General features: G+C 62.8%; 21 protein-coding genes and 1 pseudogene. All 22 read left to right on the forward strand.

Annotated features, from left to right (window positions below; all coding sequences use genetic code 11):
• Positions 1-119 precede the first annotated feature (119 nt).
• The 22 genes and pseudogenes from U0025_RS24570 to U0025_RS24675 all read left to right on the forward strand — a co-directional run bounded on the left by U0025_RS24570 (position 120) and on the right by U0025_RS24675 (position 20412).
• Positions 120-881 (forward strand): helix-turn-helix transcriptional regulator, encoded by a 762-nt coding sequence (locus U0025_RS24570; protein ID WP_004212755.1) that lies wholly within the window; start codon positions 120-122, stop codon positions 879-881.
• A gap of 13 nt (positions 882-894) precedes the next feature.
• A complete protein-coding gene (locus U0025_RS24575) occupies positions 895-1272 on the forward strand; it encodes an autoinducer binding domain-containing protein (RefSeq protein ID WP_230588645.1) in 378 nt (125 codons plus the stop codon).
• Positions 1273-1322: 50 nt separating this feature from the next.
• Positions 1323-2572 (forward strand): annotated as a pseudogene (locus tag U0025_RS24580) (membrane-bound PQQ-dependent dehydrogenase, glucose/quinate/shikimate family); the annotation flags it as partial.
• Positions 2573-2920: 348 nt separating this feature from the next.
• Entirely contained in the window at positions 2921-3679 is a 759-nt protein-coding gene (locus tag U0025_RS24585; RefSeq protein ID WP_004212758.1) for a helix-turn-helix transcriptional regulator, read from the forward strand.
• Between the two features lie 374 nt (positions 3680-4053).
• Positions 4054-4416, forward strand: a complete 363-nt coding sequence (locus U0025_RS24590; RefSeq protein WP_004212759.1) for an ABC transporter permease — start codon at positions 4054-4056, stop codon at positions 4414-4416.
• A complete protein-coding gene (locus tag U0025_RS24595; RefSeq protein WP_004212760.1) occupies positions 4413-5081 on the forward strand; it encodes a lytic transglycosylase domain-containing protein in 669 nt (222 codons plus the stop codon). Before U0025_RS24590 ends, U0025_RS24595 begins: the two co-directional genes overlap by 4 nt.
• Positions 5078-5419, forward strand: coding sequence for a TrbC/VirB2 family protein (locus U0025_RS24600; protein WP_004212761.1), 342 nt, complete (start codon positions 5078-5080; stop codon positions 5417-5419). The genes U0025_RS24595 and U0025_RS24600 overlap by 4 nt, the downstream gene beginning before the upstream one ends.
• 7 nt (positions 5420-5426) lie before the next feature.
• On the forward strand, positions 5427-5765 hold the full coding sequence (locus U0025_RS24605) for a VirB3 family type IV secretion system protein (protein WP_004212763.1): 339 nt from the start codon (positions 5427-5429) through the stop codon (positions 5763-5765).
• Positions 5758-8169, forward strand: a complete 2412-nt coding sequence (locus U0025_RS24610; RefSeq protein ID WP_004212765.1) for a VirB4 family type IV secretion/conjugal transfer ATPase — start codon at positions 5758-5760, stop codon at positions 8167-8169. The genes U0025_RS24605 and U0025_RS24610 overlap by 8 nt, the downstream gene beginning before the upstream one ends.
• A 4-nt stretch (positions 8170-8173) precedes the next feature.
• Positions 8174-8884: a TrbJ/VirB5 family protein gene (locus U0025_RS24615; RefSeq protein ID WP_004212766.1), complete on the forward strand. Its 711-nt coding sequence runs from the start codon at positions 8174-8176 to the stop codon at positions 8882-8884.
• Positions 8885-8922: 38 nt separating this feature from the next.
• Positions 8923-9126: an EexN family lipoprotein gene (locus U0025_RS24620; protein WP_230588651.1), complete on the forward strand. Its 204-nt coding sequence runs from the start codon at positions 8923-8925 to the stop codon at positions 9124-9126.
• Positions 9126-10070, forward strand: a complete 945-nt coding sequence (locus U0025_RS24625) for a TrbL/VirB6 family protein (RefSeq protein WP_004212767.1) — start codon at positions 9126-9128, stop codon at positions 10068-10070. The genes U0025_RS24620 and U0025_RS24625 overlap by 1 nt, the downstream gene beginning before the upstream one ends.
• 340 nt (positions 10071-10410) lie before the next feature.
• Complete coding sequence (locus tag U0025_RS24630) at positions 10411-11100, forward strand: VirB8 family type IV secretion system protein (RefSeq protein WP_004212771.1); 690 nt, start codon at positions 10411-10413, stop codon at positions 11098-11100.
• Between the two features lie 23 nt (positions 11101-11123).
• On the forward strand, positions 11124-11954 hold the full coding sequence (gene virB9, locus U0025_RS24635) for a P-type conjugative transfer protein VirB9 (RefSeq protein ID WP_037491528.1): 831 nt from the start codon (positions 11124-11126) through the stop codon (positions 11952-11954).
• Positions 11955-11959: 5 nt separating this feature from the next.
• Positions 11960-13198: a type IV secretion system protein VirB10 gene (virB10, locus tag U0025_RS24640; RefSeq protein WP_004212774.1), complete on the forward strand. Its 1239-nt coding sequence runs from the start codon at positions 11960-11962 to the stop codon at positions 13196-13198.
• Positions 13195-14199, forward strand: coding sequence for a P-type DNA transfer ATPase VirB11 (gene virB11, locus U0025_RS24645; protein WP_004212776.1), 1005 nt, complete (start codon positions 13195-13197; stop codon positions 14197-14199). The genes virB10 and virB11 overlap by 4 nt, the downstream gene beginning before the upstream one ends.
• A complete protein-coding gene (locus U0025_RS24650; RefSeq protein ID WP_004212778.1) occupies positions 14165-16162 on the forward strand; it encodes a type IV secretory system conjugative DNA transfer family protein in 1998 nt (665 codons plus the stop codon). The genes virB11 and U0025_RS24650 overlap by 35 nt, the downstream gene beginning before the upstream one ends.
• Positions 16152-17081: an LPD7 domain-containing protein gene (locus tag U0025_RS24655; protein ID WP_004212779.1), complete on the forward strand. Its 930-nt coding sequence runs from the start codon at positions 16152-16154 to the stop codon at positions 17079-17081. Before U0025_RS24650 ends, U0025_RS24655 begins: the two co-directional genes overlap by 11 nt.
• Before the next feature lie 115 nt (positions 17082-17196).
• A complete protein-coding gene (locus U0025_RS24660; protein WP_004212781.1) occupies positions 17197-18057 on the forward strand; it encodes a type IV toxin-antitoxin system AbiEi family antitoxin in 861 nt (286 codons plus the stop codon).
• Entirely contained in the window at positions 18054-18980 is a 927-nt protein-coding gene (locus tag U0025_RS24665) for a nucleotidyl transferase AbiEii/AbiGii toxin family protein (RefSeq protein WP_004212782.1), read from the forward strand. Before U0025_RS24660 ends, U0025_RS24665 begins: the two co-directional genes overlap by 4 nt.
• Positions 18981-19059: 79 nt before the next feature.
• On the forward strand, positions 19060-19719 hold the full coding sequence (locus tag U0025_RS24670; RefSeq protein WP_004212783.1) for an SOS response-associated peptidase family protein: 660 nt from the start codon (positions 19060-19062) through the stop codon (positions 19717-19719).
• 48 nt (positions 19720-19767) lie between these two features.
• A complete protein-coding gene (locus tag U0025_RS24675) occupies positions 19768-20412 on the forward strand; it encodes an SOS response-associated peptidase (RefSeq protein WP_004212784.1) in 645 nt (214 codons plus the stop codon).
• Positions 20413-20435: the final 23 nt, after the last annotated feature.

The following is a 20435-nucleotide window of genomic DNA, read 5'->3' on the forward strand; positions in this document are numbered from 1 at the left end:
TAGGCGATCCATTCTAATCGTAGATTGTTGCGAATCGTTCTCAACTCATCCTGATAATCATGGCGCTCGCCGCTTAGGTCTGGACGAGCCGTCTCCTCGCGGACGAGCTTCCGTCGCCTATGGCGAACAGGATAAAAGACTGCGGCCGCCTTGATGATCTCACGCGCTTTGCGGCGGACTGTCAGCGTGCTGAAACCCTTGGCGATTTACATGGCACGATCGATGCCGCCGTGCGCGATCTTGGCTTCCGCTGGTTCACGCTGCTTCACAATATCGACCTTCGGCGCGGAGGCGAGCAAAGCCTGTTCCTCACAACCTATCCATCGGCCTGGCTCGAGGAAGTTCTCGAAGAACGCCATTATCTCGAAGATCCGATCCATGCGGCCTGCGCTCGCACCCCGTCAGGGCTCGCCTGGGACCGGATCGGCGACGTGCTGGAGCTCACGCCGCGCCAGCGAAGCATCCTCGACCGCGCCAGGGACCATGACCTTGCGTCCGGCTACAGTTTGCCAATCCGGACCCCGGGGGAACCCGAGGCGATCTTTACCGCCGCCCGATCGCGCGACGAGCCGCTCAGCGCAGAGGAGGTTCTGACCGCCCGTCTGCTCGGCTCGGTCGCTTATGATCGGGCGCGCGAGCTGCTTGGCGAAAGGGCAGGGCCATTGGCCTGCGTCCCTCTCAGCCCTCGCCAGGTCGAATGCATCGCGCTCGTCGCGCAAGGCAAAAGCGACTGGGAGATCGGCCAGATCCTCGGCCTCAGCCGCGACACCGTGCACGAATATGTTGAATCGGCCCGCAGGCGTTATGGCGTGCGACGACGCACGCAGCTGGTGCTGCGCGCGGTTCGCGATGGTCATCTCAACATGGAAGCGCTGCTCTGATCTCGCCGGCCATATGATGATCGGGCTTGGGCAAGTTCAGGATTTCTGCGCTGTCGCTGGCGCGATCAAGGACGCTACGGCCTTGTCTGACCTGATGGCCGAAATCACGAAGGCCATGGGCTTTCGGCACTATGCCCTGGTCCATCATGTCGACCTGAAGCCTGCGGTTCGCTCGGTCCACATCGTCGACTATCCGCAAGACTGGGTGGAGCGCTTCCAGGCGAGACGCCTCTATGCGAGCGACCCGATCCACCGCGCCAGCCATCGCACCAATGTGGGCTTTGCCTGGTCGGCGGTTCAGTCGATCATCTCTCTGACGGCCGCCGATCGCTCGATCCTGGCAGAAGCCTACGAGGCCTCACCTCAAGATTTGTTCGCCAGACAACGCTAAGCTGGAAATACTGAGAACATCCTAGGCGACGAGCCGAAGTCTGCCGTTCGGACATTGGCAATCCCAACATTACTGGCGAGCCGCCCGAAGGACAGACCTACACTCGCGGCACGCCGAACGTCTGGGCCTCACGGTCGATGAACAGCTCGGGCTGATCTACCTGCCGACGGGCAACAGCACGCCGGACTTCTGGGGTGGCGAGCGGACTGCGATCGAGGACGCGCGTTCGTCCTCCGTCGTTGCTCTCGATCTCAAGACGGGTCGTGAACGGTGGGCCTTCCAGACCACGCATCATGATCTTTGGGACTATGACGTCCCCGCTCAGCCTACGCTTTACGATATTCCGAACGGAAAGGGCGGCACCACGCCTGCGCTGATCCAGGTCACCAAGCGCGGCCAGATCTTCGTCCTCGATCGGCGTACCGGCCGACCGGTAGCGCCGGTCGAGGAGCGTCGCGTGCCCAAGGGTTCGATCCCCGGCGAGCGCTATTCGCCGACCCAGCCTTATTCGACTGGCATGCCTGTCATTGGTGCTGATCCTCTGAGCGAGCGCCGGATGTGGGGCGTGAGCATGTTCGACCAGCTCTGGTGTCGCGTTGCTTTCCGCAAGCTGCGCTATGAAGGTGACATGACACCGCCGTCGCTCGAAGGCACGCTGCAGTGGCCGGGCTTCTACGGCGGCATGAATTGGGGGTCGGCCAGCGTCAATCGCACCAACGACTATCTGATCGTGAATGACATCCGCCTTGCGCAAATCCTGCGTCTTGTTCCCAGAGCGGAAACCGACCGCATCCTGGGTGAGCCGAAGGTCGAAGGTGGTGCGGGACACGACGGGATCAACCCGCAAGCCGGTGCGCCCTACGGTGCGCTTCTCACCGGGTTTATGTCGCCGCTTGGCGTGCCGTGTCAGAATCCTCCGTTCGGGACCATGACCGCGATCGATCTCAAGACGCGCGCGATCGTCTGGCAAAAGCCCTTGGGCACGACCCAGGACACAGGTCCGCTTGGCATCAAGACGCATCTGCGTATCCCGATCGGAACGCCGACGCTGTCGGGCGCACTGACCACCGGATCGGGCCTGATCTTCTACACCGGGACCACCGACTATTACCTGCGGGCGATCGACGTGCGCACCGGCAAGGAGCTGCTGGCGAAGCGGATGCCCGTTGGTGGACAGGCAACGCCGATGACCTTCGTCTCTCCAAAGACGAAGAAGCAATATGTCGTTGTGACGGCGGGCGGCGCGCGGCAATCGCTTGACCGCGGTGACCTTGTCATCGCCTACAAGCTGCCGGACTGAGGCACTTGAAGGTCTGCGGCGGCAAAAGCCATTGCCGCCGCAGACCTAACATATTGATTTATTTAACATAATTCTTATTATCGAACCGGTTGAGGGTCAACGGCTGGGGATGGTGAAACCTGCCGGGATCTCCAAGGCTGGTGGCCCAACGCAGGCTTCCAGCGCGGTGGCTGAGCCAGCAGAAAAATACGCCGCGTGTTGCTTGTTTGTTTCAGAAAGGGAGAGCCTATTTCCGGATCGCCTGACTGACACCACAATATCTCAGGCAGCACGCATCTGATCGCAAATATCAGTAAACTCACCGATTTTGGGCTAGACGTCGTCTATCCGTCCGTCGAGCCTGAATTCATGCAGGGCACGCGCGACATCGGCCGCTTGGCGACTATCGGCGCCTTCGAGCAGAGTTCAAAACTGGCGACAACGCTCGACCAACTTTCAAACCTCGTGGACGCAATTGTCAGGGACTTTGGTTTCCGCTGGTTTGCCCTCCTGCATAATGTCGATCTGGTACAACGCAGCAAGAATGCGCTGATGCTGACGACATATCCTGTCAAATGGCTCGACGAAGTGATCGAGACCAGGCTCTACCTCGATGATCCGGTCCACGCTGCCGTGGGCAAAACGCCGTCCGGGCTGAACTGGAACCAGATCGGGGAATTCATCGATCCCAGCACCCGCCAGATTGCTACATTGGCAAAGGGGCGCGATCACGGGCTGCGCCAGGGCTTCACTATGCCGATCCGCATGGCTGATGAGCCCGACGCGCTTTTCTCTGTTGCACGCGCAAACGATGACGAAATTTCGGGAGAGGATGCTCTTGCCGCCCGCTTGATCGGCACGATCGCTTTTGATCGCGGTCGCGCGATCCTCGGAGAGGAGCGTCTGAGCTATGAACCGGTGCCGCTCAGCCCCCGACAGATCGACTGCATCGCGCTCGTCGGACAGGGTAAAAGCGATTGGGAGGCAGCCCAGATACTCGGGCTCAGCCGCGACACTGTGCATGAATATGTCGAGGGCGCACGGCGGCGCTATGGTGTGCGGCGGCGGACCCAGCTTGTGCTGCGCGCGGTGCGAGACGGGCATCTCAATATCGACGCAATGCTGTAACCAGTAGCGTCGCAACCCGAACACTACCCCCTCGTCATCACCGAGAAGCCGCGAGCGATGCTCGACTGATCGAGCAGTAACTGTCCTCTATCATCGCGTCCCCCACATCTGAATGATTACGCCGACGAAGGCCCCTCACCCTCGTCGGAATGCTCAATTCTGCTGTCGATAAAGTCAGGTCCAACTGGGCATGCGTCGTGCGCGGCCTTGTGGCTTTCCTACAGTCCGTCGGATGAACCAGAGCCAGGTGCCACCTCGTTCCCCCTAAGTGGGGGGATTGCGTCAAACGGCGCTAAACGGCTCAAAAGTAGCGCGACTTTCATTCAAATAAGCCGCTGTCCTTGCCCTGCACTGACAGCGGCATGGAGGCAAGCATGCTGCATAGGCGTCACGCCATCATCGCATCCGCCATGGCACTGTGCATGCCCGCAACACCAGCGCAGGCCAATGATCTGGGCTGCCAGGTGTTGCTTTGCCTCTCAAACCCCGGCGGGGCGACGCAATATGGTGCTTGCGTCCCGCCAATGGTGAAGCTCTGGGAACGACTTGCCCTGGGCGGTTCATTCCCCGGCTGCTCTGGCGGGGGCGTTGCCAAGACCAAGGTCTATGATCGCAACTCGGCGACGCGACGCCGCGTGGTCATGACCTTCGCCGACGGCCGCCAGACGACCTACTCGCTCGCCAATATAGAGCGCTTGCCCCAAGCCGCCATCGAACCGGGAACGACGCCCCGATGATGCTCGAGCTTGCAGCCGTGGTCGCGCTCGCGCGGCAATGCGCGCCCACGGTCGCGGCAGAAACTCTCGTCTCGCTGGTTTACACCGAAAGTCATTTCGATCCCTATGCCATCGGCGTGAACGCCAAGGGCGTCGCGGCGCCGAAGGTGTCCGATCGCGCGTCGGCCATCGCGTCCGCCCGGTCGCTGATCGCGCGCGGCTACAATATCGATCTCGGCCTTGGCCAGATCAACAGCGCGAATCTCAAGCCGTTGAACCTGTCGATCGAGGACGCTTTCGAACCGTGCCGAAACCTCGCCGCATCGGCACGCGTGCTCGCCGAGAATTACACCAGTGTGGCGAAGTCCAGCCGCTCCACCGAGGATGCGATCGCCACGGCCATGTCCATGTATAATACCGGCAACCGCTGGAAGGGTTTTGCCAATGGCTATGTCGGCAAGGTCTACGCCTCGTCGAGCAGCATCATACCGCAAATCCGGCAACGTGCAGGCATTGCCATGGCAGACGCGCCGATAGCGAAAGCGGCACAGAGCCCGGCTCCTACCCCCTCGCCAGTAGCGGATCCACCCGATCAAAGCTGGAACACCTCGGCCGTCGCGCAAACTGCGACGCTGATGGTGTTCGGCTCGTCTCAAACCGCCCCATTGAAAGGACAGCCCGAATGATCGCCACACCGCCCTTGCCTGCTGCTGCGCACTCCGCGTCTGCGCGATCATTCTCCCAGTATTTCACGCTGCTTTTAGCGGCGGTTCTCGTCTCGCTTGTGCTGACAGACCCGGCCTATGCGCAGGCCGCCGACGGCATCACCTCCATGGCGGACAACATCAAGACCTGGCTGACCGGCACGTTTGCGAAGACGATCGCGGTGATCGCGGTGGTCATCGTGGGCTTCATGTTCTTCACTGGCCGCGCCAGCCTCGGTCTTCTCGTCACCGTCATCGTCGGCATCTTCATCGTGTTCAGCGCGCAGTGGATCGTCGACACCATCACCGGCGGTGCGTGAGGCCATCATGGTCAACGACGACAAGCTGCGTGAAGAAACGCTCTTCCTGGCAGTGACGCGGCCGACGATGTGGATGGGCGTTCCGATCGAAGCGTCGCTGCCTATCGCACTCGCATCCTGCCTGACCCTCATCATAAGCGGCAATCCGCTCTACGCTTTGGCACTCGCAGGCGCGTTTCTTGCGATCGCCCGCCTGATCGTCCGCCACGACGCCAATGCCTTCCGGCTGCTGTGGCTTTGGACGATGACGAAGGCGCGATGCCGCAACCGCGGTTGGTGGGGTGGCAGTTCCTACTCTCCCCTCCCCACTCAGGGCGCACGCCGAAAGGGCTTTCTGCATGGCTAGTCGTGCCTTCTCGCGCGATGCGGCGCGTACTCCGTGGCGCATCCTCAAGAACGAGGCGGATCCTGCGCGCTATCTGCCTTATGCGCGGCACGTCGATGCGCAGGTGATCGCGCTCGACGGGCGCGACCTGATGATGATGTTCAGGCTGGACGGCATCGCCTTCGAGACAGCCGATCCCGCTCAGCTGAACGACTGGCATGAGAAGCTCAACGGGACGTTGCGCAACATCGCCGACGATCGTCTCGCGATCTGGACGCATATCGTGCGCCGCCCGGTCACCGACTATCCCGAGGGCGAGTTTCGCTCTACGTTCGCCGCCGATCTCGATGCCAAATATCGCGCGCGGGTCACCGCTAAGCGCATGTTCGTCAACGAGCTCTATCTGACGCTGGTGATGCGCCCGTCCGTTGGCTCGGCCGACCGCACAGGGGTCTTGCTGCGTCGCCTGTCCAGTGCCCGCAAAGAGGGAACCGAGGTCGACGAGGACGAGCTCGTTCGTTTCGAGGACAAGGCGCGCGATATAGAGAAGCTGCTCGCGCGTTGCAGGCCACAGCGACTGGGTTTGTACGAACATCGCGGCCTCATGTTCTCGCAGCCGCTCGAGGTGCTGGAACTCGTCATGATGGGGCGCGCGACGCGCGTCCCGCTTGTTCGTGGTCATCTGGGATCGGCGATCTACGGCGAAAGGGTGATCTTCGGCCGCGAGACGGTCGAGGTTCGCGCCCATGCCGATAGCCGCTTCGTCGGCCTGTTCGGTATCCGCGAATATCCGGCCATGACGCGATCGGGGCAGGTCAACGCGCTTCTCTCGCAGGATTTCGCGTTCGTCGTCACCCAGTCCTTCGCGTTCATGGGCAAGGCGCGTGCGTCCGAGCGACTGCGCAGGCGCCAGAACCAGATGGCATCGACCGAAGATGCGGCAGCGAGCCAGGCGCTCGAGCTCGCCGATGCCGCCGATGATCTGCAGAGCAATCGGTTCGTGCTGGGCGAGCATCACTTCTCGCTCGCCGTGTTCAGCGAAGACCAGAAGCGGCTCGCCGAAAATCTCTCGACGGCGCGCGCCGCGCTGGCCGATGCCGGCCTGGTTTCAGCACGCGAGGGACCAGCGCTGGAGGCCGCCTTCTGGTCGCAGTTGCCGGGAAATTTTGCCTGGCGCGCCCGACCTGCCGCCATCACGTCGCGCAACTTCGCCGCCCTGTCACCCTTCCACACCTTCCCTGCCGGTCGGGCCGATGGCAATCATTGGGGCGCTGCGATCGCACTGATGAAGACCGCAGCCCAGTCGCCCTATTATTTCAATTTCCACGTCAACGATCTCGGCCACACGCTGATCATCGGCCCGTCGGGTGGCGGTAAGACCGTGGTGCAGAATTTCCTGATGGCGCAGCTCGAGAAGACCGGCGCCCAGCAGATCTTTATCGACAAGGACCGGGGCGCGGAAATCTATGTACGCGCATCGGGCGGCACCTATCTTGCCCTGCGCAATGGCGTGCCGACCGGCTTCGCGCCCCTGCGTGCGCTCGATCAGTCACCGGGCAACATCACGTTCCTTGGTCGACTGATACGCCAACTGGTCACGCCCGTTGGTGGCCAGCTCGGTGTCATGCAGGAGCGCATGATCGACGATGGCATCCTATCGATCGGCCGATTGCCCCCCGAAGAGCGATCGATCCTCGCCTTGCGGCAATTGCTGGGGCAGCGCGATCCCGAGGGCATCGGCGCGCGTCTCGAGAAATGGGCGCGCGGCGGCGCGTTGGGCTGGGTGTTCGACAATAACGCAGACGAACTGACGCTCGAAGCGCGGTTCATCGGCTTCGACATGACTGATTTCCTCGACAATGCCGAGATCCGCACGCCGCTCATGATGTATATGTTCCACCGCATCGACGCGCTGCTCGACGGCCGCAGACTGGTGATCGACATCGACGAATTCTGGAAAGCGCTCGGCGATGAAGCCTTCCGCGCGTTCGCGCAGGATGGTCTGAAAACCTACCGTAAGCAGAACGCCTTTCTGGTGTTCGGCACGCAAAGCCCGGCCGACGCGCTGCGCTCCGACATTTCCCACAGCATCATGGAACAGGTCGCGACCAAGATCCTGCTGCCCAACCCCTATGGCCGGGAGTCCGACTATATTGATGGCCTCGGCCTCACCCGCGCCGAGTTCAAGCTGATCCGCAGCGATCTGATCCCCGAGAGCCGGCGCTTCCTCATCAAACAAGGCCATGACTCGATCGTCGTCGAGCTTGATCTCGCCGGTCTTGGTGACGAGCTTGCGGTGCTCTCCGGCACCACGGCGACGGTTGGAATTCTTGACGCAGTGCGCCGCGAACATGGTGACGATCCGGCGCGTTGGTTGCCCATTTTTCACGAGCAGCGGGCGACCGCGAACAGAAGGAAAGGATAGAAAGATGAGAGCTTTTTCGATCCTCGCGATTGGCGGTTTGCTGGCGCTGAGCACCCCGGCCAGCGCTCAGGGCATCCCCGTCTACGATTCCAACACCTTCCTCCAGACCCTTTCGACCGTGAAGAACACGCTCGCGATGATCGAGCAGGGCAAGGCGCAGATCGCGCAGGCGACCGATATGTTCGACAGCGTCAACAAGCTGACCAACGTCAACAAGATTGCCAGTTCGCTCAGCACCGACGCTGTCCGGCATCTTCTGCCGAGCGAGGCTCGCGACATTCAGCGATTGATGTCGTCGGATATGAGCGGCTTGGGCAGTCTTGCCAGCTCGGCCAACCGCATCCGTTCGGCCAACCGGGTCGATCTCCCCGATTTACGGCCGGATGCGACCGCTTACGAGCGCTCCGGCCGTGACACCATTTTGCGCAATGGGGATCTGGCATCGCGGGATGCGGCTATTGCCGAGGCAGCCTATGGTGTGACCGCTCAGCGTACGGCCGGTCTGGAGGAGCTGCGCACTTCGCTCGATTCAGCGTCCGACGCCAAGGATGTGATGGATATCCAGGCCCGCGTCGGTGTCGAGAATGCGCATATCCAGAATGATTCCGTCCAGCTTCAAGCGCTAGCGATGCGACAGCGAGCCGAACAAGACATTCGGTCGCAACAGGAAAGCGAAAGAATTCTGGCGTCAAAGCTCGGGAGCCTCAAGCCATGAAGCCCCTTGCATCCGTCTTGGTAGTCTTGTCGCTGCCTATGCTGCTCCTCGCGTGCCAGCAGCCTCCAAGGGGAAAGGAATATTTGAAGTCGCATCCTGAAGAACTCGCCGAAGTGCTGAAAAGTTGCGCAGATGGGACCCATCCCGACCCTCAGGAGTGCTCGAACGCTCAAAGCGTGAGAACCTTGGACTTGAAGCTACGTTCGCTATCGCCTCGTCCAGGAAAATCGGACGTTCGGTAATGGAGGACGGTCTCTTCACGACGCTCTATGTTAGCATCGACGGCAAGCTCGATCTGTTCCTCAACGAGCGCCTGACCAACGTCATCGAGGTCGTGCGCGGCCCGCTGGCGCTCGGGCTAGTCATCTATATCGCCCTGTTCGGCTACATGGTCATGCGCGGGATCGTGAGCGAGCCATGGGGCGAACTCTTCTACCGAATGGTGAAGCTCTGCCTGCTATACCTCGCGGCCACGACCGTGGCGTATTCGGAATGGATTACAAACCCCCTCTTCCACGGGATGCCCGACGCTATTTCGCAAGCCCTCGCGGGGCGTACAGTGACCAGTGTCGGAAACGTCTTTGATGATTATTATGGTCAGGCTGATGCGATCATTGCGCGGATTGAGACCGAAGCCGCGACATACAGTGACATTAATCCATATAAACTTGTACTCTATACCCTAAGTCTAGGCCTGAAGGCTTTGGCCGGTCTATCGGCTGCGATTGGGTTTTCCATCACCGTATTCGCCAAGGTTGCGCTTGCGATCATCGTTGCGCTTGGGCCGATATTTATCGCCCTATCTCTATTCGAAACAACACGCCGCTTCTTCCATGGATGGCTGGGGCAGGCTTTTAACTACATCGTTCTGATGGCAGTGATCATCGCAATTACGGCGCTGATTACCGATCTCGGCGCACTCGCCATAACCTCCTCAGAAGGTGTGGCCGATGCGGCACTCGGCGCAATCATGTTCGCCGTCTATATCTTCCTCGGCACGATCTTCTTTTTCCAGGCGCCGTCGATCGCGACCGGCATAGCCGGCGGCGCGGCCGCAGGTGTCGGCGCATTCGCGGGTTCGGCGTGGAGCACCATGGCCGCGCCCTTCCAGCAGCGCCGAATCTCCCGAAACAGCCGCAATCTCGAACGTGCCGCGCAACGCGGCGGCACGGTGAGCCGCGCATGATGATCATGAGGAATACGCCAATGTCCAAACCGCTGACGACACGCATCCTCCAGGGCGTCGCGCTCCTCGCCGCTGTCGCACCGATGGCCACACATGGCGCGTCGGGACCCAAGAAGCTGCCAATCTGCAACGGCAGGCATCTACGCGACGCCAATGTCTACGGCAGCGTGCTGCCCGGCTCGCCTGTCCCAGCGGTCGTCGCGCCCCCTGCCCCGCCCCCGGTGCCGCAGGTCAAACCGCCGGCCGGTGGATCGCCGCCACCGCCGGTCCCAGCCTCCGCGCCGCCGCCCGACAAGATTTCGTCGCGAGATCAGACCACCACTTATGGGAGCTGTTGATCATGCGGCGTCAAAGCGAGGGCGTGCCAGCAAGCGACGCCGAACTCTATTTCGGCCATGCACGCTCATGGGACCAGGATCGTCAGCGCAAGTCGCTGCGCTCGGAACGGATCGCCTGGGGCGTCGCCGTCCTCGCATTGCTGGCATGCACGGCCGAGGCACTGGCGCTGGCAGGCCTCGCGCCGCTCAAGACGGTCATGCCCTATATCATCCGGGTCAACCAGACGACGGGCGCGGTCGATGTGCAGACGGCCCTCACCCAGCAGCCGATGCGCTACGACGAAGCCGTCACTAAATTCTTCCTCGCACAATATGTCCGGGCACGCGAGAGCTGGCTGCCGGCGGCGGCCGAAGAGAATTTCCGGGCGGTGGCGATCCTGTCCGAGCCGGGTGAACAGCAGCGCTGGGGCCGGTTTTTCAACGACGACAACCCGTCGAGTCCGCAGGTGACATGGGGCAAGGGAGCGACGGTCCAGGCCCGTGTTCGCAACATCAGCTTCATCAACGACCGCGTCGCCAATGTCCGGTTCACCCGCACGGTCCAGACCGACACGAACATCCAGAACAGCGACTGGATCGCGACCATCACCTTTCGCTACACCAATGCCCCGATGGCGGAGGGCGATCGCTATCGCAATCCGCTCGGCTTCCAGGTCGAGAATTATCGAGCCGATCCGGAGGTGGTCCGGTGAAGCGGCTCCTGACCCTTGCAGCAATGTGCCTCCTCGGTGCCCAGCCCGCTCTGGCCGAGGACACACCTCGCGGCGGACCGGCCGACCCGCGGGTCAAATTCGTCGATTATCAGGAGACGCATGTCTACCGGATTGTCGGCACCTTCCGCACGGCGACCCAGATCGTGCTCGGCGACGGCGAGACGATCGAGCATGTGGCCCTTGGCGACACCGTGTCATGGGAAGTGGCCGTTGCCGGACATATCCTCTTTCTCAAGCCGCGCGAGCGCGCTGGCCCCACCAACCTCATCGTCACCACCAACCACGGCGGAGAACTGCGCAACTATGCGTTCGAGCTGACCACCCGGCGCGGCGCGATCAGCAGCGCAAGTTCGGATGCCTTCTTCCAGGTGCGCTTCCGCTATCCCCGCGATGAGGCGGAACGCGCAGCCCGGATGCAAGCCGCGCAGGAAGCCCAGCGCGTCGCTGCGATGCAGGCAAGCGCAGTGCGCGGCGCACTCGACCACGGCGTCATCGAAGGTCCGCGCAATCTCAACTACAAGGTCCAGGGCTCAAGCGCGCTGCAGCCCTCCGAGATCTCGGACAACGGCAAGTTCACGGTGCTCCGCTTCCCGGGCAATCATGAAATTCCCGCCATCTACATGGTGCGCCCGGATGGGTCGGAAACGCTCGTCCCGTTCGACGTCCGCGATGAATTCGTGGTCGTTCACCTCGTGGCGACCCAGCTCCGGCTGCGGCGCAATCGCGAGGTGCTGTGCATCTATAACCAGGCGCCGACACCCTATGGTCTCGACGCCGGCACCAACACGGCATCGTCGCATGTCGACCGCACCGTACAGGACCCGAAGGAGTGAGCGCGATGGACGAAACCGCGTCGGACGATCGCCGCCCGATCACTGGAGATCCTACGCCCGAGCGCGACGAGATCCTGCGCGACCGGGGTATCGATCCCATCGGCGGCATGACGCCGGCGAAGCGCAACACCGCGCTAATCTTCGCCGGCACCGCGATGGTGCTCGGTATCTTGTGGGTCAATTCAGGCCCGAGCGGGAAACCGGCGGCCAACCTGATGGCGAAGCCCGAAGCCACCGCCAAGCGCACGGACCTGTCGGCACGCGAAACTGTCGCCTATGACGCGGTCGCGGCGCGACCCAAGCCTCTTGGCGCCCCGCAGTCCGATCCCAATGCGCCGGTCCTCAACCCCGGGCCGGATGGCCAGGTGGTCGGATCCGACGGGCAGATCGTGCCGGCGATGCAGCCTGGCGCTACGCCTGCGCCTTCGGCGCAGAACAATCGTCAGAACATCGCCGAACAGACCCGGCGCTCGACACTGATTGCCTATGGCGGGCGATCCCAGGGGCTCGCGACGTCGGCACCGGACGGTACTGGCAGTGGCAGGCCGGGTTCTCTTATGGCGCCCGGGGAGGATGTCGACGGCCAGCCACAGCGCGGCGCGCCCAATGCACTGGATGCGCTTCGGCAAAGTTCGCCAATCGGCGAGGCACGCGCCTCGATGCTGCCTAATCGCAACTATCTCGTCACCGCCGGCACCTTGATCTCGTGCGTTCTTCAGACAGCGATGAATTCCGCCCAGCCCGGCTACACATCGTGCCTTATCCCGCGCGATGTCTATTCCGAGAATGGGCGCGTCGTCCTCATGGAAAAGGGCACCAAGGTCGTCGGCGAATATCATGGCGGGATCCAGCAAGGTCAGAACCGCCTGTTCGTGCTGTGGACCCGCGCGGTCACACCGCAAGGGGTGCGCATCGACCTCGCATCGCCAGGTTCGGACGCATTGGGCCGGGCCGGGATCGCAGGCTCGGTCGATACCTTCTTCTGGGCACGGTTCGGCAGCGCGCTCCTGCTCTCGCTGGTCGACGATGGCGCCTATATCGCCGGCCAGGCGGTCGCCAATGGCAACAATAATTTCAACAACACCACGCGGGCGCCGAGCGAAGGCGCGAGCATCGCCCTTCAGAACAGCATCAACATCCGACCCGTGCTCAAGAAGAACCAGGGCGAGGAAGTCGGCATCTTCGTCGCCAAGGATTTCAATTTCGCGGACGTCTACAATCTCGAGCTGCGGCGCGAGAAATGAGCGACACGGCGGTCCTCCGGCATTTTCTCAATCCGATCATGCCGCTGCTGGAGCCTGCCGAGGTGACCGAGCTCGTCATCAACCGGCCGGGTGAGGTCGGCATCGAGGATCATCGCGGCTGGCATTGGCATGATGTCGCCGAACTCGACAGCGAGTGGCTGGCGACGCTGGCTGTCGCGGCGGCCAGCTTCACGCGCCAGGACATCAATGCCGAGACGCCGATCTGCTCGACGATCCTGCCCGGCGGCGAACGCTGCCAGATCGTGATCCCCTCGGTCACTCCAACGGGATCGCCCTCCTTCACCATCCGCAAGCCATCGCGGGTGAACCTTGCAGTCGACCAGCTTGCCCAGGCCGGCCTGTTCGCCGGCACGCGCGCCGCAGCGCGGGGTCTGACCGACGTCGACGCGAAGATGGTCGCGATGCGGGACGCCGGCGACTGGCCGGCTTTCTTCAGAACCGCGGTGGCGGCGCGCAAGAATATCCTGGTGAGCGGCGCGACCGGATCGGGGAAGACCACCTTTGCCAAGGCGCTGATCCAGCTCATCCCGCGCGACGAGCGTCTGCTGACGATCGAGGACACACGCGAGCTTGTCGTCGACCACCGCAATGTCGTCCACATGGTCTATTCGAGCGAGCGACAGGGGCTGGCCAAGGTCGGACCCAAGCAGCTTCTAGAGAGCGCATTGCGCATGCGCCCCGATCGCATCCTGCTGCAGGAACTGCGTGACGGCACCGCCTTCTTCTACCTGCGCAATGTCAACTCAGGTCACCCAGGTTCGATCACGACGGTCCACGCTGGGTCCGCGATGGGCGCGTTCGAGCAGCTGACCCTGCTCGTCAAGGAATCCGAAGGCGGCCGCGATCTGGCGCGCGACGACATTCGCGGGCTGCTGCGCATGCTGGTCGATGTCGTCGTCCAGACCCGCAAGCGAGACGGAAAATTCGAAGTCGAGGAGGTGCATTTTGACCCGGCTGTCGCAAGCCAGTCCTCTCACTAAGGTCGCGCTTGTCGGCGGCGCTCTGTTGGGAGCGGCGCTCGCATGCGCGCTTTGCGCGATATTGGTGGCGCTGATCGGGCTGAAGCAGATCGGACCGAACATGCAGGTGACGGCACTGCCGTCGTGGCTGTGGTATTATCGCGCCGACCCGCTTCTCCATCTTTGGCTGCAGCGCGGCGCGATGGTGAGCGGTGCGATCGCCTTCATCATCCTGCTCGTCATTCTCAAGCGCGGTCGATCCCTGCACGGTGAGGCGCGCTTTGCGCGCGAAAGCGAGATCAGGCGCGAGCAGCTCCGCGCAAAGTCGGGCATCATCGTCGGCCAGAAAGGCGGTCGCTATCTGGTGTTCGGCGGGACCGAGCATGTCCTGCTCGAAGCCCCGACCCGGGCCGGCAAGGGTGTCGGTGTCGTCATTCCCAATCTGCTCAGCTGGGCAGACTCCGTGGTCGTGCTCGATGTGAAGCGCGAGAATTGGGAGATCACCGCCGGCTTTCGGGCGCGGCACGGTCAGACGGTCCACCTGTTCGATCCTCTCGACCCCGAAGGCCGCACCGCGCGCTACAATCCGCTGAGCTATATTGATCGGCTCGACGACATAGACGTCGTCAACGAACTCCAGAAGATCGGCGGGATGCTGTTCCCGTCGCCTGAGAAGGCGGATCCGTTCTGGGCCGAGGCAGCGCGCGCCGCCTTTGTCGGCGTCGGGGCGCTTGTCGCCGCCAATCCTGCCTTGCCCTTCACGATCGGCGAGATCTACCGCCGCATGACGACTGGCGACCCGAAGGTCGAATTGCCCAAGGTGGTCGAAGAGGCGCAGCAGCGCGGGCAGCGGCTGAGCCAGGCCTGTGTGTCGGCCCTGAGCGATTTCACCTCCGCGTCCGACAATACTTTTTCCGGGATCAAGCAGACGATCACGTCCAAACTGAACCTGTGGCTCAACCCGTTCGTCGATGCCGCGACCTCGGAGACCGATTTTGATCTGCGGCAGGTTCGCCGGGAGCGCATGTCGATCTATCTTGGGGTGTCGCCGGACAATATCGACCGCATCGCGCCGGTCTATAATCTCTTCCTCCAGCAGCTGATCGACCTCAACACGCGAGAGTTGCCGGCGACGGGCGGGAACGTGCCAGTGCTGGTCTTGCTCGATGAGTTCGCCCGGCTCGGCAAGGCCCCCGTCATAGCGTCGGCTTTCTCCTATGTGGCAGGCTATGGCCTGCGCCTGCTGCCCGTGATCCAGAGCCGTTCGCAGCCACGCGCGCTCTACGGCCCAGACGTCACCGATGAGATCATCGCAAACTGCGGCCTTGAAGTGGTCTTCACGCCAAAGGAGCTGAAGGTCGCCAATGAACTGTCCGAGCGGCTCGGTTTTTTCACGATGAACGTGAAATCGAAGAGCCGCACGATCCACGGGATGCTCGCCAATCGCAGCATTTCGGAGAGCGACCAGCGCCGCGCGCTGAGGATGCCGCAGGAACTGATGCAGATGCCCAAGGGCGATCTGCTGCTTCTGCGGGGCGGCATTCCGCCAGTCCGCGGCCGCAAGATCGAATTTTTCCGGTCGCGCCGGTTCACCGATCGGATTTGCGACCCGCCAAAGGTTGCGCCCCGCCTCGTTCGCCTGCCGACGCCCAAACCCGTGGCGGCGGCGATCATCGGCGCGGGCTCGGATGTGCTCGCCCAAGCGATCGAAGCCAAGCGCGCCGCTCTGCACCCATCTGCCCCGCCTGCTGAAAAGGAGCCTGTCGTGACCAGAATGTTGAGCGCCGACGAACTGTCGGGCACGGTCGAGATAACCGACGACATGCTCGTGCTTGGCGAATCGGAGGAATTGCCGGCGCCGGGCGACGAAGAAGCCGCGCTGGCCTTCGTCATGGCGATGGCGGCACGCGCGGCGGTCGAACCCGAGGAGGATCAGGAGATGGCGGATACATTAGCAGACGGCAGGCAGCATCATGGCCGCTGAGAGCAAGGCGAGCGCGCCGCGGCGCCGAACAAACGGCATCGCGATCGACGACAAGACGGTGAGCAAGGCGGTCGGCACCAAAGATCGGTCGGACCCTGTCGAACCCGAGATTGCGATTGCCCCGACACCTCCCGTCAAGGCGGATGCCAGGCAGGCGCCTACGGCCCCGTCGGTCGTAGCGGGCGATCTGCCCGAGGCAGTGCGCAAACGCTATTATGCCGACAAGGCGAAATGGTCGGGCGATCCGGCCTATTTCACCTCGGCCGACGCGAAGGATCCCGCGTTTCGCGATCAGGGACGGCGGCTGCTGACGGCCAATGAGAGCCAGGAAGTCGTCAAGGACATGGTGGCGATCGCGCAGCATCGTGGATGGGACCGCATCCATATCACCGGATCCGAGACCTTTCGTCGGGCGGCCTGGCTCGAGGCTTCGCGAAACGGCCTCGAAGTCCGGGGCTATAAGCCCAATGAGCGCGACCTGCAGGAGCTTGATCGCGTGCGCGGCGAGGCGAGCAAGAACAGCATCGCGCCGATAACGTCGCGGGATGCCGCCGAGAGCAGAGACCCCGCGCCGGCCCGCCGGTCGTCGACGCAGGGTCAGGCGGATCGCGCGCCGCCGCGCGGATCGGACCGGAGCCTGCCGAACGATCGCGCGATCGACAGCCAGTTGCGGGTCATGGAAGCGGTCGTGCAGCGCACCCTGTTCGACAATCCCGAGGCGATCATGCGGGTCATGGGGGTCGCCCGGGCGCAGCTTCAGGCGCATGTCGCAGCGGGGCGCACCATAAAGCCTGCCGAAGTCCGGGATCGGGGTCCGTCGGTGCAGCGAAGCGTGGAGCCTGCCGCGGCGCCCGCGCGCGGCGCGACAGTACGGCCTGGCCGCGAGCATAAACCGCCGGAACGCAATCGGGCCCGCTGACGCTGCGTATCGATTGGTTCATCAATCGCGCATTCTGTTCGTCTGAAGCGAACGAAATCGCGATATTATAAACTGATCCTTGTCAGCGGTTCAGAAATACGGCAATTTGTTCGGTATGGACGGACAAAGGCGCCAGACTCTGAACCAGCTTCTCACGGCGTTGCCGCCGGGTCTGCTCGTGGATTCGGCGTGGTTGCAGGCGCAGGGCGTCGCCCGTACATCGGTCCATGATTATGTTCGGCGCGGGTGGCTCGAGCGCGTCGCGCCCCGGGTCTATCGGCGCACGACGACACAAGGTGCCGCAGCATCGCTGCGATGGGACATGGCAGTGATGTCGGCGCAGCGGACCGCAGCCGGCGAACTCTATGTGGGCGGCATAACCGCTCTCGAGCTCCATGGTCTCGGGCATTTCGCCCGGCTCGGCGGGGAACGGACGGTCCATCTCTACGACCCGGACCATGCAGCCCCTTCCTGGCTCGCGACCTTGTCCACCAACGCCCAGCTCGTGATGCACCGACGCACGCTGTTCGAGGCGTCGGACCTCGGCATCGACTGGCACCGCCTCGATCTCGGCACTACGCGGCTCGGCGATGTGGCGGCCTCGCCACAGGCCAGCGAAGCCTGGGATCATTTCCTCCGCGTCGCCAGCGCCGAGCGTGCGACGATCGAGCTGATGGACGATGTGCCTGCGAGCCTTACCTTCGACCATGCCGACAAGATCTTCGAGAACCTCACGACCCTTCGTCCCCGGCTGGTGACGGACCTGCTGAAAAGCTGCACGAGTATCAGGGCCAAGCGACTGTTCCTGTTCTTCGCCGATCGTCACGCGCATGGCTGGGCGAAGCGGATCGATCGCGACGTCGTCGATCTGGGCCGGGGCAAACGCCAGCTCGTACCCGGTGGCCGACTGGACACACGGTATCAGATCACGGTGCCCGAAGCCTTCGGCCCCAAAACCGAAAGTGAAGACCAATGACGGCGCAGATCTATGCGGACCAGGTACGACTGCTGGTCCGCGCCATCCCGGAAATCGCGCAGGAGGAGATCTTCGCGCTCAAGGGCGGAACGGCGATCAACCTGTTCGTGCGGGATCTCCCACGCCTGTCGGTCGACATCGACCTTGTCTACCTGCCGGTTGCCGATCGCGAGAGCTCATTGCAGGCCGTGAGAGACGGGCTCGAACGGGTCGCGGGCCGTCTCGAACGGGGTGGCCGCATGGCGGTCGAGCGTCGCCTGCTTCCCGACGGCAAGCGTCTTGTCGTCCAAGCCGACGGTGTGACGATCAAGATCGAGGTCTCGCCGGTCTTGCGCGGAACGGTATTTTCGCCTGCCGTGCGATCGGTCAGCCGCGCGGTCGAAGACCGTTTCGGTTTTGCCGAGATGCAGCTGGTGTCCGAGGCAGATCTCTATGCGGGCAAGATCGCGGCCGCGCTCGACCGCCAGCACCCGCGCGATCTGTTCGACATTCATTTTCTCTTCGCCAATGAAGGGATCAGCGATGACCTCTTCAAGGCGTTCCTCATCTACCTCGTCAGTCATCCGCGCCCTGCCCATGAGTTGCTATGTCCGCACCGGCTCGACATCCGCGATCAATATGGTGCGGAGTTTCTCGGCATGACCGTCACGGACCTGCCGCTCGAGGCGCTGCTCGACGCGCGCGAGCGCCTGATCAGCGAACTTGGCGAACGGGCGCGACAGCCCGCCAACAGGCGCTTCCTCATGTCGTTTCACGAACTCGCGCCCGATTGGTCGGCGGTCGGGCTCGATCCGGAGATTGCCGAACTGCCTGCGCTGCGGTGGAAGGCGATCAATCTCGAGCGTCTACAGCGCGAGAACCCGGACAAATTCGCTGGCCAGCTCCGCGCTCTTGGCGACTGCATCGGCGAGGAGACGGCGTAAGCCTCGCCCGTTTTGTTCCATCTATGTTCCGTGATAAGCTCTCGCATCGATTCGTTTTGTGAGATGCGAGAGGTGAGCCATGTCACGGCTCTACACAGTCATCAGTACAGCTGCCGACATCGCCGCGCATTTCAATGCCGAGGCGAAGGCTGATCTTGTCGTCCCTTCGGAGACTGTCGAGGCACTGCCAGGCCTGGTCATCTTCGAAAAGGGCGGCCGTCGGATCCTGCGCGAAATGGACTGGGGCTTTCCGCGGCTCACCCGTGAGATGCGCGAACGGGACGAGCCGCCAGGCCGGATCGGTCTCGTCGCCGACCTGACCAATCCGCTGTGGGACAGCATGGTCGTCCACCCGCAATATCGCTGCCTCATTCCGCTCACCCATTTCGCCAATCCGCACGGCGATGCGAGAGCCAAGACGCGCAGCTGGTTTTCGATCGTCGACCGGCCCCTTCTTGCCTGGGCGGGCTTCTGTCGCAACGTGCCGGACTATGGGCCGGTCTATGCCGGCATGACGATGGACGCGAACAGCGCGGTCATGCCGTATAATGATCGCATGCCCGTGCTGCTGGAGTCACAGGATTATGCGCGCTGGCTGGGCGGCAGCATTCAGGATGTCATCGGCTTCCAGTTTCGCCCGCCCATCGCGGCCGAGCGGATGCAGGTACTCGATAGTGACGATCTCTGGCGCAGCGGCGATCTGCCGGTTGCGCTGCGCCCGCAAATGGCATTGCTCTGAGCGTGGCAGTGAGCAAGAACCCGTACAGTCGCCTCGCCGAGGGTAGCCATGTGTAATCTCTATACCGTGCGCAAAAGCGCTGCCGAGGTCGCCGCCCATTTCGGTGTTGCCGCACCGGCGTCGTTCAACACGCCCGAGGAGACCCTGCCGGGATATCCGGGAATGGTGGTGCGCGAGGCCGATGGCGAGAGGGTACTTGAATCGATGGTCTGGGGCTTTCCCCGACCCATGAAGAGCAAGAAGACCGGTGTCCCGATCAAGCCGAAGCCGGTCAACAATATCGCTGATCTCACCAACTTCATGTGGCGGGGGATCGCGCCCAAGCCTCAGTGGCGTTGCCTCATTCCGCTGACGGGATTTGCCGAGGCAGAAGGCGAGAAGGGATCGATGACCCGGACCTGGTTTCGCGTGAAGGATGCCCCGATCTTCGCTTGGGCGGGGATGTGGCGGCACAGCGATGAATGGGGTGCAGTCTATTCGGGACTGATGACCGATGCGAACGCAGCGATCGCACCGGTCCACAACCGAATGCCCGTCCTGCTACAGGAGGACGAATATGATCGATGGCTGCACGGCTCGCTCGCCGATGTTGAAGCGTTCCGGGATCGGGTGTTCCCGGACAAGTTGATCGAGATGGACAGGACCACCGAGCTGTGGTCGCGCCGCGCGGCAAAATCGGCGGAGACGAACTAGCCAGCGCCAGTCAGGCGCGAAGA

It is taken from the genome of Sphingobium yanoikuyae, assembly GCF_034424525.1.
Taxonomy (GTDB): Bacteria; Pseudomonadota; Alphaproteobacteria; order Sphingomonadales; family Sphingomonadaceae; genus Sphingobium; species Sphingobium yanoikuyae.